Origin of the sequence: Kitasatospora sp. NPDC059747, assembly GCF_042732955.1 — a bacterium.
Classification (GTDB): domain Bacteria; phylum Actinomycetota; class Actinomycetes; order Streptomycetales; family Streptomycetaceae; genus Kitasatospora.
Map to the genome: position 1 here is coordinate 28,753 of NZ_JBHWGV010000067.1, position 12,000 is coordinate 40,752.

Consider the following 12,000-nt stretch of genomic DNA (forward strand, 5'->3'; position numbering starts at 1 on the left):
GCGCATCGCGACCGGGGCCCTCGTCCGCACGGAACCGTCAGACCAGCTCGGGTTCCCGGGCCCCGACGGCCGCGTCCGACTCCGCACCCGCGGCGACGGCCTTCCGGCGCGGCAGCGCGAACATCAGCAGGAACACCACCACCAGCACCCCCGCGACCCACCACATCGCGTGGACGAAGGCCCCGCTGAACGCGTCCCCCACCGCCGTCGGCGCGACGACGTCGTCCATGGCCCCGAAGAAGGCCACCGACACCAGGCCGAGCCCGAGCGCGTTGCCCACCTGCTGCACGGTGTTGATCAGGCCCGACGCCGACCCGGCGTGCTCGCGCGGCACCTCCGCCAGGATCGCGTCGGTGATCGGCGCGACGATCAGCCCCATCCCGAGGCCCATCACGACCAGCGGCAGCGCCATCTGCCAGGGCGCGATCGCCGTCCCGTAGCGGTGCGCCTCCCAGATGTAGGTGAGCACGCCCGCCGCCATCACCAGCGCGCCGGTCTGCAGCACCCGGCGCCCGAACCGCGGCACCAGCTTCTGCACGGACAGCCCGGCGGCCGTCGAGACCGCGAGCGAGAACGGGATGCCGGTCGAGCCGGCCTTCAGCGGGCTCCAGCCGAGGCCCATCTGCATGTAGAGGGTCCACACCAGGAAGAAGATCCCGCAGACCACGCCGAAGGTGAGCTGCACGCCGATCCCGGCCGCGAAGGACTTCACCCGGAACAGCGAGAGCTCCACCAGGGGCGAGCCGTCCCGCCGGGCCTTGGCCTTCTCGTACACCACGAACAGCGCGAACACCACGAGGCTGCCGGCCATCGACAGGTAGCCCCAGAGCGGCCAGCCGGCCTCCCGCCCGTGCGTCAGCGGGTAGATCAGCATCAGCAGGCCGACGCTCGCGAGGGCCACGCCCACCAGGTCGAGCTTGAGCGCCTTCTCGGCCTTCGACTCGCTGATGAAGCGGCGCCCGGCCAGCAGGCCGGCCAGGCCCACCGGCAGGTTGATCAGGAAGATCGGCCGCCAGGCCAGGCCGAGGAGGTCCCACTCGGTGAGCAGCGCGCCGATCAGCGGCCCGGAGACGGCGCCCAGGCCGACCACCGCGCCGAACATGCCGAACACCTTGCCGCGCTCCTCCGCCGGGAAGGTCGCGTGGATGATCGAGAGCACCTGCGGCACCATGAGGGCCGCCGTGCCGCCCTGGAGCACCCGCATCGCGACCAGCATGTCCGGCCCGGTGGCCAGGCCGCACAGCGCGGACGCGAGCGTGAAGCCGCCGATGCCGATCAGGAACAGCCGCTTGCGGCCGTAGATGTCGCCGAGGCGCCCGCCGGTGATCAGGCCGATCGCGAAGGCCAGCGCGTAGCCGCCGGTCACCCACTGGATGGCGCTGAAGGAGGCGCCGGTGTCCTCCTGGATGCTGGGGACGGCGATGTTGACGATCGTCACGTCCACCAGGTCCATGAAGGAGGCGACCATCACGATCGCCAGCGCGATCCACCTCCGCCGGTCGGTGTCCACTGTGCTCATCACACGCTCCTCGTTCGTCTCGCTCGTCGGCACGTGGACGACGGTAGGGGGCATGTAGGCCAGATCCTGTCCCAGTTCTCCGGCATCCTGGACGGCATGACCGACACCCCGGCCCGTCTGCTGAACCTGCTCTCCCTGCTGCAGACCCCGCGCGAGTGGCCCGGCAGCGAGCTCGCCGAGCGGCTCGGCGTCAGCGCCCGGACGATCCGGCGCGACATCGACCGGCTGCGCGACCTCGGCTACCCGGTGCAGGCGACGATGGGCGCGATCGGCGGCTACCGGCTGGTCGCGGGGACGGCGATGCCGCCGCTGCTGCTGGACGACGAGGAGGCGGTCGCCATCGCGGTCGGGCTGCGGGCCGCGGCCGGGCACGCGGTGGTGGGCATCGAGGAGGCCTCCGTCCGGGCCCTGGGCAAGCTGCTCCAGGTGCTGCCCGGACGGCTCCGGCACCGGGTGGGCGCGCTCAACACGGCCACCGTGCCGCTGATGACCGGCGACGGCCCGACCGTCGACCCGGACGACCTCACCCTGCTCGCCGGCGCCGTCGCCAACCACGAGCGCCTGCGCTTCGCCTACCGGGCCCGCGACGGCGCCGAGACCCGCCGCAACGTCGAGCCCGAGCGCCTGGTCTCCACTGGCCGCCGCTGGTACCTGGTCGGCTTCGACCTGGACCGGGACGACTGGCGGCTCTTCCGGGTCGACCGGCTCCGCGAGCCCTTCGCCACCGGCGCGCGCTTCACCCCGCGCCCGCTGCCCGCCGAGGACGCCGCCGCGTTCGTGGCCGACAAGCTGCGCCGCCGAAACACGGCGTACCGCATGGTCGCCACCGTGCACCGCCCCGCCGACGAGGTCGACCGCTGGATGCCGTGGACCGGGGAGTACCGGATCGAGCCGATCGACGACCGCACCTGCCGGCTGCACTCCCGGGGCGACTCGCTCAAGTGGCTCGCGTCCGGACTGCTGCTGCTCGACTGCGAGTTCGAGGTGCACGAGCCCCCGGAGCTGATCGCCCACCTGCGCACCCTGGCCGGCCGCGCCACCCGCGCGGCCGACCTGGCCGGTCCTCCCTGAGCCGTCAGACCCCGAACTCGGCGGTGAGCAGCGCCCGGCCGAGGGTGTGGAAGGTGAGGTGGAAACCGACCTGGGCCGGCGGGGTGTCGGCCGAGACGTCCAGCTTCTCGACGTCGAGCGCGTGCACCGCGAAGACGTAGCGGTGCGGGGCGCCGGGCGGCGGGGCGGCGCCGTCGTACCGGTTGCCCGGGAAGTCGTTGCGCCCGTGGAAGGAGGCCGCGCCCGGCAGGGCGTCGTCCGAGGAGCCCGCGCCGCGCGGCAGTTCGGTGGTGCCGGCGGGCAGGTTCAGCGCGAGCCAGTGCCACCAGCCGGAGCCGGTCGGCGCGTCCGGGTCGTAGCAGGTGACGGCGATGCCGCGGGTGCCCTCCGGCAGGCCCGACCAGGACAGCTGCGGCGAGAGGTTGCCGCCGGCGTGGATGAACTCCCGCGCCAGCGTGCCGCCTTCGGTGAGGTCCGCGCTGGTCAGCGGGAAGGACGGCACCTGCGGCAGGAACTCGTACGGAAGCGGCGGACGGACACTCATGGCGTGCACCTCTCACGGTCGGGATGACACCGGTCACTGTAACGGGGTGCACGTCCGATCCGGTCGCCCCTAAAGTCGACACCATGGCCTCGAAATTCGCCCGGTTGCTCTCGGACTCCCGCCGCGCGCTGTTCACCATGCTCGGGATCCAGGCCGTCATCTGGTCCGTGCAGGTGCTGAACTGGCTGGACGACTACGACCTGTCCCGGGAGTTCGGTCTGCGCCCGGAACGGGTCGGCGACCTGCCCGAGATGTTCACCATGCCGTTCCTGCACTTCAGTTGGGACCACATCGTCTCCAACTCCTGGCCGCTGTTCGTGCTCGGCTTCCTGGCCGCCTACCGGGGCATGCGCAAGTTCCTGCTGGCCAGCCTGGTGATCGTGGTCTCCGGCGGGCTCACGGTCTGGCTGCTGGAGAGCCCGAACACCGTGACGGCCGGGGCGAGCGGCATGGTCTACGGCTACCTCGGCTACGTGGTGCTGCGCGGGGTCCTCGACCGCAACGTGCTGGACGCGGTGGTCGGCCTCGGCGTCGCCGCGGTCTACTGGACCATCCTGATCGGCGTGCTGCCGGTCGCCCACGGCGTCAGCTGGCTGGGCCACCTCGGCGGGCTGGCCGGCGGACTGGCCGCCGCCGTCCTGCTCCGCGACCAGGCGGCACCGAAGCCGGCGCCCGCGCCCGCACCCGCACCCGCCGACTCCCGCTCCGCCCTGCTCAAGGAGCTGGACGACCTGGGCCTCTAGCCCGTCCGGCGCAGTGCCCGACCGGCCAGGTATAGACCAATCCAAACCCCTGCGGCTAGCGTGGACGGCGCCCCCGCCCCCTGCTCCGGAGCCGCACCGTGGAGTCGTCCGTCCTCGCCTTCGCCACCGACCTGCTGGACGAGGGCCCCGACACCTTCTTCGGCAACCTCGCCGACCGTGCCGGGGTCGGCGGCGTCACCCTCGCCTCGGTCTACCACGAGGCCCGGGACGTCTTCCCGCACAACCCGCGCCGGGTGGTCCGCTACCTGGAACCGGGCGCCGCCTACTTCCGCCCCGACCCGGCCCGCTGGCGGGGCCGCCGCCTCGCGCCCGTCCCGTCCACCGCCATCGGCGAGCGCGACCCGTTCGCCGAGGCCGCCGCCGAGGCCCGCCGCCGCGGCCTCGGGCTGCACGCCTGGACGGTGTTCTGCCACAACGACCGGCTCGGCTTCGCCCACCCCGACTGCGCCCCGGCCAACGCCTTCGGCGACCGCCACCTCACCGAGCTGTGCCCGGCGAACCCGGAGGTCCGCGAGTACGCGCACACCCTCGTCGCCGACCTGGCGCGCTACGGCGTGGACGCGGTCCGGGCCGAGTCGCTGCACTTCCACGGCCTGCGCCACGGTTACCACCACGAACGCTATTTCGAGGAGCTCGGTCCCGTCGCCGAGGCGCTGCTCGGCGTCTGCTTCTGCCCGCACTGCCGCACGGCCGCCGCCGGCGCGGGCGTCCCGGCCGACGAGGTCGCCGAGGCCGTGCGCACCGAGCTGCGCCGCCGCCTCGCCGACGAGAGGGCCGCCGCCGAGCCCGGTGCGCTGGACGAGCTCGCGGACGGCGCGTTCGCCGCCTACGTGGACGCCTCCGCCGCGACGGTCACCTCGCTGGCCGCCGAGCTGTCCACGGAGGCCCGTCGCCACGGCATGCGGCTGAGCTTCATGGACGGCGGCGGCCCCGGCAAGGGCTGGCTGTCCGGCATCGACCTGCCCGCGCTCGCCGGGGCCGCGGACCAGATCGAGACGCTCGGCTACGCGAGGACCCCCGAGGCCGTCCGGGAGAAGATCGCCGCCTTCGCCCTGCACGGCGTCCGCCCGCAGGACATGGCGGTGATCCTGCGCCCGATGTCCTCGGACTGCGACGGCCCGGAGAACCTCGCCGCCAAGCTCGCCGTCCTGCGCGAACTCGGCGTCCCCGAGGTCGAGTTCTACAACTACGGCCTGATGCGCCTGTCCTCGCTCGACCGGATCGGCGCCGCGCTCCGCGCGTAGGCCGCACCGGCGGCCCCCACCGGCGGCCCTACCGCCGCCGCTTGGACGTCCCGAACAGGCTGCGCGAGATCTCCTGCCCGAGCTGCTTCCCGGCCGAGCGCGCGAGCGACTTCACCGTCGGGTTGTTCAGCAGCGAGCCGAGCAGCCCGCCCGCCCCGGCCTGCGCGCCGGCCCGCCCCGCCTCCCGCGCCGCGTCGCGCGACGGCTCGGGGACGGGCGCCGGCGCGGGCTCGGCGCGCGCCGCCCGGGCCGCGAGCTTCTCGTACGCCGACTCGCGGTCGATCGCGTCCCGGTAGCGCGCCGTCAGCGGCGAGGCGTCCACGAGCGCCCGGAGCTCGCCCTCGTCGACCGGCCCCATCAGCGACTGCGGCGCCCGCAGCCGGGTCGCGGCGACGGGCGTCGGCGCGCCCTTCTCCGACAGGACGGTCACCACGGCCTCCCCGGTGCCGAGCGAGGTCAGCACCTCGCTCAGGTCGTACGACGAACGGGGGAAGGTGGAGACCGTCGCCTTGAGCGCCTTGGCGTCGTCCGGGGTGAACGCGCGCAGCGCGTGCTGCACCCGGTTGCCGAGCTGGGCGAGGACGTCGGCGGGCACGTCCTTCGGGGTCTGGGTGACGAAGAAGATCCCGACGCCCTTGGAGCGGATCAGCCGCACGGTCTGGGTGATCGCCTCCAGGAAGGCCTTGGACGCGCCCTTGAACAGCAGGTGCGCCTCGTCGAAGAAGAACACCAGCTTGGGCTTGTCGAGGTCGCCGACCTCGGGCAGCTCCTGGTAGAGGTCGGCGAGCAGCCACATCAGGAAGGTGGAGAACAGCCGCGGCCGGTCCTGCACCGCGGGCAGCTCCAGCACCGAGACGACGCCCCGGCCGTCCGCCGCGGTGCGCAGCAGCTCGGCGGTGTCGAACTCGGGCTCGCCGAAGAACGCCCCGGCGCCCTCGTTCTCCAGCACCGTCAGGGCGCGCAGGATCACCCCGGCGGTGGCCGACGAGAGCCCGCCCACGGTCCGCAGCTCCTCCTTGCCCTCGGGGGAGGTGAGGAAGCCGATGACGGCGGTGAGGTCCTTGAGGTCGTACAGCTCCAGGCCGGCCCGGTCGGCGTAGTGGAACACCAGGCTGAGCGAGGACTCCTGGGTCTCGTTCAGGTCGAGCACCTTGGACAGCAGCAGCGGCCCGAAGCTGGTGACGGTGGCCCGGACCGGGATGCCGGTGCCCTCGCCGCCGAGCGAGAAGAACTCGGCGGGGCAGCCCGTGGCCGTCCACTCCTGGCCGACCTCGGCCGCCCGCGCGGCGGTGCGCTCGCTCGGCGCGCCGGGCGCGGACACCCCGGAGACGTCCCCCTTGACGTCGGCGAGGAACACCGGCACGCCCTGGGCCGAGAGCTGTTCGGCGATCAGCTGGAGGGTCTTGGTCTTGCCGGTGCCGGTCGCGCCCGCGACCAGCCCGTGCCGGTTGAGCACGGCGAGCGGGATGCGCACCTGGGCGTCGGGGTAGGCCGTGCCGTCCAGGAGCACCGCGCCGAGGTCGAGGGCGGGCCCGGTGAAGGCGTACCCGTCGGCGATCTCCCGGACGGCCGGCGGGGTGAGGGCGGAGGACATCGGGGCACACTCCTGGGCAGAGCGGGACCGGGCCGCGCCAATGGGGCGGAACCCGGTCGGAAATCGTGGGCGAAGTTCGCGACATTTCCCATCAAACAGCCGCAAACGTCCACCCGCAGTTCACACCCGAGCGCGTGGCGGCGTCGCGGCTGCTGCGCCATCCGCCGTCCGAACGGTAGGCTTTCCGTGTGATCTTCAAGCGCATCGGCAATGGGCGGCCGTACCCGGATCACGGCCGGACCAGCACCCGCCAGTGGGCCGACGTCGCCCCGCGCCCGGTGCGACTCGACCAGTTGGTGACCACCAAGGGCCAGCTCGACCTCGAAACCCTGCTGGCCGAGGATTCGACCTTCTACGGGGACCTCTTCGCCCACGTGGTGAAGTGGCGCGGCGACCTCTACCTGGAGGACGGGCTGCACCGGGCCGTACGGGCCGCGCTGCAGCAGCGCCAGGTGCTGCACGCCCGTGTCCTCGACATGGAGTGACGGGCCCGCCCGCACGCTTCCGGACCGCCCCCTCGCCGCCGAGGCGGAGGGCGGTCCCGTCGTACCCGGGCGCCTCCGCACGCCCCTCTCGTACACCCTTTCGGGTAGCCGGGTACTCCAGATGATGATCGTTTAGTACCTTCGCAGGCAACGGGCACTAATCTGCTGACTACGGCCGCGACCTGGGGAACCGACCCCTCCGGCCGACTCGTCGTCATCCCGAGATCCCGTGTCATCCCGACCCCGCCCCGGCACCGAGGGGGAGACAAACCGTGAGCATGTTGACTCCCCAAGGCCTCAAGGGGAAGCAGTACCGCGTCACCGGCAACGCCTATCCGCGTCTCGGCCGGCCGCCCAAGAAGAGCCGCAAGGTGATCGCCGGGCTCGCGGCGCTGCTCGCGCTGGCCCTCATCGGACTCGGCGGCGTGCAGCTCTACGACATCTTCACCGGCAAGAACAAGCACACCAGCGCGCAGGCCTGCGCCACGCCCTCCGGCAAGGCGCTGGCCGCCCCCACCCCGGGGGCCACGCCGGGCGCACCCGCCGCCTCCGGCGCGCCGGCCGGCGCGCCGGGCGACCCGCACGCGATCCCGCAGCCGGCCACGATCACCGTGAACGTCTACAACGCGACCACGAAGGCCGGCCTCGCCGGACGGACCGCCGACGAGCTGAAGAAGCGCGGCTTCACCATCGGCAAGGTCGGCAACGCCCCGGCCGAGCTGGACAAGAAGGTGCCCGGCACCGCCCAGGTGATCGCCGGCCCGGCTGGCGCCGGCGCGTCCACCCTGCTCAGCTCGCAGATCGCGGGGGCCACCGCCACCGCCGACGCGCGGACCGACGCCAGCGTGGACTTCGTCATCGGCGACAGCTACAACGCCCTCCTGGACGAGACCCAGGCCGCCGCCGCGCTCGCCCTGGCCACCAAGCCCTCCCCCACCCCGACCGCCACCGGCAGCTGCTGAGCGCACGGCGCACTCGGACGCGGAGAGCCCCCCGGCAGTGCGCCGGGGGGCTCTCGGTCGTTCGGGGGATCGTGCGTCAGCCGGCGGTGCCGTAGAGGCGGTCGCCCGCGTCGCCGAGGCCGGGGACGATGTAGCCGTTCTCGTTCAGGCGCTCGTCCAGGGCGGCGGTGACCACGGTGACCGGCAGGTCCGCCAGCTCCCGCTTCATCACCTCGACGCCCTCCGGCGCGGCCAGCAGGACCACGGCGGTGACGTCGGTGGCGCCGCGCTCGATCAGCATCCTGATCGCCGCGACCAGGGTGCCGCCGGTGGCCAGCATCGGGTCGAGCACGTAGACCTGGCGGCCGGAGAGGTCGTCCGGCATCCGGGTGGCGTAGGTGGAGGCCTCCAGGGTCTCCTCGTTGCGGACCATGCCGAGGAAGCCGACCTCGGCGGTCGGCAGCAGGCGGGTCATCCCGTCCAGCATGCCGAGGCCGGCGCGCAGGATCGGGACCACCAGCGGACGGGGGTAGCTGAGGCGGGTGCCGGTGGTGACCGCCACCGGCGTGGTGACCTCCACCTCGTCGGTGCGGACGTCCCGGGTGGCCTCGTACGCGAGGAGGGTCACCAGCTCGTCGGTCAGGCGACGGAAGGTCGGCGAGTCGGTGCGCTCGTCGCGCAGGGTGGAGAGCTTGTGGGCGACCAGGGGGTGGTCGACGACGTGGAGACGCATGTACCGAGGTTAGCCCGGCCCTGGACGCCTGTACGACACGCCGCGGGCCCGCGGCGCGCGGCGGGGCTCACTCTGCCATGACACGCCGTGACGCACGGCGAATGTCAGGACGGAACCGGTCGCCGTGGTATCAACCGGGCCGTTCTGGGAATGTCACGTCTTATGACGAGCAACCCGAAGGCCGGGGACGGCTCGGCGGAGGAGCCCAGGGGCCCCTCGGGCGGCCGCGCGGGCCCGCCCGCGAGCCCCCAGGAGACCGAGGCGGAGCGCCGCAAGCGGCGGGCCGTCTTCCTCCGCGAGCTCACCGAGGCGCGCGAGCTGCGGGAGCGGGTCCAGCCCAGGCGGACCAAGGAGCGCCGGATGCGCGAAGCGATGCGGATGCGAACCTTCCGGATCTGAGGCGGTTCCGGAGGGCCCGGGTCCGCCGTTCGGCCGTCCCCGGACGGTCGGGGCGGCGCGCGGCCGGCCGCCGGCCGACGCTTCCGACACGACCTGCAAAGACGCGCTGCCGAACACCCCCCGCGAGGGCGGGCTTTCTGTCACGATTCCGATGGGACGGTCCGAACAGCGGACCGCCTCTGGCGCGGGGGCGGCCAGATGTTCGCGTCGCCCGTGCGCGCCGACAGCCGAGACCGATGATCTTGGGAGTGTCCCTGGTGGCGTATTTCGCTGCAGTGCTTGCTCGCTCCGAGGACGGGTGGGACGTGAGCGAGACGGAGCTCGACGACGTCGAAACCCTGGCCGATCTGGCCGACCTGGCCCGCGACGCCGCGCAGGACGACGACAGCGTCCTGATCTTCATCGAACAGGAGGACGCCTGGTTCGCCATCGTCCGGGTGGACGGTGAGGAGGACCCGCGGATCTTCGTGTCGGACGGCGCCGCCGCCGCCCGCAGCTCGTACGGCTCGGTCCTCACCGACGAGCTGGTCGACCAGGCCGGCGAGAGCGAGTTCGGCGACCTCGACCACCTGGTCGTGGAGCTGGAGGACAGCGAGGAGGCGGAGGAGGCCGACGAGGCCGCCGACGACGCGGCCCCGCACGGCGGCGTCCCGGTCGGCCCGCTCGGCGACTCCCACCTGCTGACCGAGTTCGGCCTGCCCTCCGAGGAGCTGCTCGCCCTCAGCGGCGAGGGCGCCGTACCGGGCGACGCCCTGGAGGAGATCGCCGAGGCCCTCGGCTGCGGCGAGGTCCTGGAAGCGGTCCGGTAGCGGGCAGCGGGCCGACCGGTGTCCGCCGCCGGATGCCCGACACTGGATGCCATGCAGTCCGCCACCCCCGCAGCCCTCCCGATCACCCCGCTGCCCGCTCCCGTCCGCCCCGACCCGGTCCGTGACCGCTGGGCGGCGCCGATGCGCCTCGCGATGGCCGAGGCCGCCCTGGCGCCGGCCACCGGCGACGTCCCGGTCGGGGCGCTCGTCCTGGGCCCGGACGGCGAGGTGATCGGGCGCGGCCACAACGAGCGCGAGGCGGTCGGCGACCCGACCGCGCACGCCGAGGTGGTCGCGATCCGCCAGGCGGCGGACAAGGTCGGGCAATGGCGGCTCGGTGGCTGCACGCTGGTCGTCACGCTGGAGCCCTGCACGATGTGCGCCGGCGCGATCGTGCTGTCCCGGATCGACCGGGTGGTCTACGGCGCCCTGGACGAGAAGGCCGGCGCGGCCGGCTCGCTCTTCGACGTGATGCGCGACCGGCGGCTCAACCACCGCCCCGAGGTGATCTGGGGCGTCCTCGCCGACGAGTGCGGCGAGCAGTTGCGCGCGTTCTTCGGCGACCACCGCGAAACCCCCCGCTGAAGGTCCGCCGGGATACGGATTTCGTGACCGCCGCACCCGTCCGGTAGAGTTCCTCTCGGTAGCGTGTCCGAGCGGCCAAAGGAGCACGCCTCGAAAGCGTGTGTGGGGGCAACTCCACCGTGGGTTCGAATCCCACCGCTACCGCCAGAAAGCCCGAGGGCCCGTCCGATCCGGACGGGCCCTCGGCGTTTCCGCGCACCCTCGTGACGCGGAAAGGGCTCCGCACCCGGGGCCGATGACCACCAACGCCCTTGTCGAGTACGGAGCCTGGAGGGGGGAGCGGTTCGGGGGGACCAACCGCTCCCCCGACGGAGTCCCACAACCGGTGCCGCGGTCGGGGGAGGAGCCGCGGTACCGGTCCCACAGCGGGGAGCTCCGGATCCACGCACCGGGAATTCCTGCCAGATCCCCGGTACGCCATCCATCCTGCCGCCCGGTACGCCCGCGGGCACCCGGAGAAAGACCCCACTCGCGGGGACCTTCGTCCCGCCGGGCGAACGCGTCGCACACTTGATAGCCCGTCCGGTGGATAAGCTGCCCCTGCAGGGCCGCTCGGGGACCCGGATGACGGCGGCCCACGGCTGGGAGGAAGGTCACCCGATGGCGCAGGCGAAGAAGATCGGCATGGTCCTCCTGCTCGTCTTCGTCCTCTACTCGATCATCACCTCGCCGGCCCGCTCGGCCGAGCTCGTCCAGTCGGGCTTCGAGGGCATCTCGAACGCCGCCAAGGCCGTCGGCACCTTCATGACCGGGCTGATCAAGTGACCGCCCCGGGCGGGTGACCGCCCCGGGCGCCGGACGGGCCCGACCAGGGGGCGGACGGCCGCGGAGGCACCGCTGCGCACCGGCTACGGTGGGCGGGACCCTCTGTACCCCCGTCCGCGAGGAGCGGCATCGTGATCCGGCACCTGGTCCTGTTCAAGCTCAACGAAGGCGTCAGCAAGGACGACGAGCGCGCGCTCGCGGGCGCCGAGGCGTTCGCCGGGCTCGGCTCGGTGATCCCCGAGCTGCGCGAGTGGGAGTGCGCCTGGAACACCACCGAGCGCGACATCGCGTACGACTACGCGATCAACAGCCTGGTCGAGGACCGCGACGCGCTCCAGGCCTACCTGACCCACCCGGCCCACCAGGCCGCGGCCGGCCAGTGGCGCGAGTTCGCCACCTGGGTGATCGCGGACATCGAGGTCTGATACCACCATCCGCCCGGGGCGCTTCCCCCGGACGGATCGCGGCGCCCCCCCCCCGGGCCCCGGGGGGGGGCCGCGGGGGGCGGGGGGGCCCAGCGGGGCGGGCCCCCCCCCCGGCGCCCCGCGGGGCCGCCGCCCCCCCAAAA

14 protein-coding genes and 1 tRNA gene are annotated in these 12,000 nt (G+C 73.3%); 11 read left to right on the plus strand and 4 right to left on the minus strand.

Annotation, left to right across the window (positions count from 1 at the left end):
- Positions 1-37 precede the first annotated feature (37 nt).
- Positions 38-1,519 carry an MFS transporter gene (locus ACFV4G_RS26710; protein WP_380444559.1) on the minus strand — a complete coding sequence of 494 codons (1,482 nt, stop codon included), beginning with the start codon at positions 1,517-1,519 and terminating at the stop codon, positions 38-40.
- Positions 1,520-1,615: 96 nt separating this feature from the next.
- Here ACFV4G_RS26710 and ACFV4G_RS26715 point away from each other — a divergent pair, with 96 nt between their 5' ends.
- Positions 1,616-2,590, plus strand: a complete 975-nt coding sequence (locus ACFV4G_RS26715; RefSeq protein WP_380444584.1) for a helix-turn-helix transcriptional regulator — start codon at positions 1,616-1,618, stop codon at positions 2,588-2,590.
- Positions 2,591-2,594: 4 nt separating this feature from the next.
- Here ACFV4G_RS26715 and ACFV4G_RS26720 read toward each other — a convergent pair whose 3' ends face one another.
- On the minus strand, positions 2,595-3,113 hold the full coding sequence (locus ACFV4G_RS26720) for a YbhB/YbcL family Raf kinase inhibitor-like protein (RefSeq protein WP_380444561.1): 519 nt from the start codon (positions 3,111-3,113) through the stop codon (positions 2,595-2,597).
- Between the two features lie 83 nt (positions 3,114-3,196).
- Between ACFV4G_RS26720 and ACFV4G_RS26725 the strand changes: the two genes are divergently transcribed.
- Together ACFV4G_RS26725 and ACFV4G_RS26730 are read left to right on the plus strand one after the other, a co-directional pair.
- Entirely contained in the window at positions 3,197-3,856 is a 660-nt protein-coding gene (locus ACFV4G_RS26725) for a rhomboid family intramembrane serine protease (protein WP_380444563.1), read from the plus strand.
- 98 nt (positions 3,857-3,954) lie between these two features.
- On the plus strand, positions 3,955-5,121 hold the full coding sequence (locus tag ACFV4G_RS26730) for a hypothetical protein (protein WP_380444564.1): 1,167 nt from the start codon (positions 3,955-3,957) through the stop codon (positions 5,119-5,121).
- Positions 5,122-5,149: 28 nt separating this feature from the next.
- On the opposite strand, the gene ACFV4G_RS26735 is transcribed toward ACFV4G_RS26730, so the two are convergent.
- A complete protein-coding gene (locus ACFV4G_RS26735; protein WP_380444565.1) occupies positions 5,150-6,715 on the minus strand; it encodes a helicase HerA-like domain-containing protein in 1,566 nt (521 codons plus the stop codon).
- Between the two features lie 188 nt (positions 6,716-6,903).
- Between ACFV4G_RS26735 and ACFV4G_RS26740 the strand changes: the two genes are divergently transcribed.
- On the plus strand, positions 6,904-7,200 hold the full coding sequence (locus tag ACFV4G_RS26740; RefSeq protein WP_329927244.1) for a type II toxin-antitoxin system VapB family antitoxin: 297 nt from the start codon (positions 6,904-6,906) through the stop codon (positions 7,198-7,200).
- Between the two features lie 278 nt (positions 7,201-7,478).
- Positions 7,479-8,162, plus strand: coding sequence for a LytR C-terminal domain-containing protein (locus tag ACFV4G_RS26745; RefSeq protein WP_380444585.1), 684 nt, complete (start codon positions 7,479-7,481; stop codon positions 8,160-8,162).
- A gap of 76 nt (positions 8,163-8,238) precedes the next feature.
- Here the strand turns inward: ACFV4G_RS26745 and upp are convergent, their stop codons facing one another.
- Complete coding sequence (gene upp / locus ACFV4G_RS26750) at positions 8,239-8,874, minus strand: uracil phosphoribosyltransferase (RefSeq protein ID WP_380444567.1); 636 nt, start codon at positions 8,872-8,874, stop codon at positions 8,239-8,241.
- 162 nt (positions 8,875-9,036) lie between these two features.
- On the opposite strand from upp, the gene ACFV4G_RS26755 reads away from it, so the two are divergent.
- The 6 genes from ACFV4G_RS26755 (at position 9,037) to ACFV4G_RS26780 (ending at position 11,857) form a co-directional block, all read left to right on the plus strand.
- A complete protein-coding gene (locus ACFV4G_RS26755) occupies positions 9,037-9,273 on the plus strand; it encodes a hypothetical protein (protein ID WP_380444569.1) in 237 nt (78 codons plus the stop codon).
- Positions 9,274-9,509: 236 nt separating this feature from the next.
- Positions 9,510-10,082 carry a tRNA adenosine deaminase-associated protein gene (locus ACFV4G_RS26760; protein ID WP_380444570.1) on the plus strand — a complete coding sequence of 191 codons (573 nt, stop codon included), beginning with the start codon at positions 9,510-9,512 and terminating at the stop codon, positions 10,080-10,082.
- A 51-nt stretch (positions 10,083-10,133) separates the two neighbouring features.
- Positions 10,134-10,667: a tRNA adenosine(34) deaminase TadA gene (gene tadA / locus ACFV4G_RS26765; RefSeq protein ID WP_380444572.1), complete on the plus strand. Its 534-nt coding sequence runs from the start codon at positions 10,134-10,136 to the stop codon at positions 10,665-10,667.
- A 57-nt stretch (positions 10,668-10,724) separates the two neighbouring features.
- Positions 10,725-10,814 (plus strand) — tRNA-Ser (locus ACFV4G_RS26770).
- Positions 10,815-11,192: 378 nt separating this feature from the next.
- Positions 11,193-11,432 carry a hypothetical protein gene (locus ACFV4G_RS26775; protein WP_380444587.1) on the plus strand — a complete coding sequence of 80 codons (240 nt, stop codon included), beginning with the start codon at positions 11,193-11,195 and terminating at the stop codon, positions 11,430-11,432.
- 131 nt (positions 11,433-11,563) lie between these two features.
- Positions 11,564-11,857, plus strand: a complete 294-nt coding sequence (locus tag ACFV4G_RS26780; protein WP_380444574.1) for a Dabb family protein — start codon at positions 11,564-11,566, stop codon at positions 11,855-11,857.
- Positions 11,858-12,000 lie beyond the last annotated feature (143 nt).

What these genes read in the sequence shown, in the direction of transcription:
- ACFV4G_RS26725 (WP_380444563.1), top strand. Translation starts at nt 3,197, where the DNA reads ATGGCCTCGAAATTCGCCCGGTTGCTCTCGGACTCCCGCCGCGCGCTG.
- tadA (WP_380444572.1), top strand. Translation starts at nt 10,134, where the DNA reads ATGCAGTCCGCCACCCCCGCAGCCCTCCCGATCACCCCGCTGCCCGCT.
- ACFV4G_RS26755 (WP_380444569.1), top strand. Translation starts at nt 9,037, where the DNA reads ATGACGAGCAACCCGAAGGCCGGGGACGGCTCGGCGGAGGAGCCCAGG.
- ACFV4G_RS26745 (WP_380444585.1), top strand. Translation starts at nt 7,479, where the DNA reads ATGTTGACTCCCCAAGGCCTCAAGGGGAAGCAGTACCGCGTCACCGGC.
- ACFV4G_RS26720 (WP_380444561.1), bottom strand. Translation starts at nt 3,113, where the DNA reads ATGAGTGTCCGTCCGCCGCTTCCGTACGAGTTCCTGCCGCAGGTGCCG.
- ACFV4G_RS26715 (WP_380444584.1), top strand. Translation starts at nt 1,616, where the DNA reads ATGACCGACACCCCGGCCCGTCTGCTGAACCTGCTCTCCCTGCTGCAG.
- ACFV4G_RS26735 (WP_380444565.1), bottom strand. Translation starts at nt 6,715, where the DNA reads ATGTCCTCCGCCCTCACCCCGCCGGCCGTCCGGGAGATCGCCGACGGG.
- ACFV4G_RS26760 (WP_380444570.1), top strand. Translation starts at nt 9,510, where the DNA reads ATGATCTTGGGAGTGTCCCTGGTGGCGTATTTCGCTGCAGTGCTTGCT.
- ACFV4G_RS26710 (WP_380444559.1), bottom strand. Translation starts at nt 1,519, where the DNA reads ATGAGCACAGTGGACACCGACCGGCGGAGGTGGATCGCGCTGGCGATC.
- upp (WP_380444567.1), bottom strand. Translation starts at nt 8,874, where the DNA reads ATGCGTCTCCACGTCGTCGACCACCCCCTGGTCGCCCACAAGCTCTCC.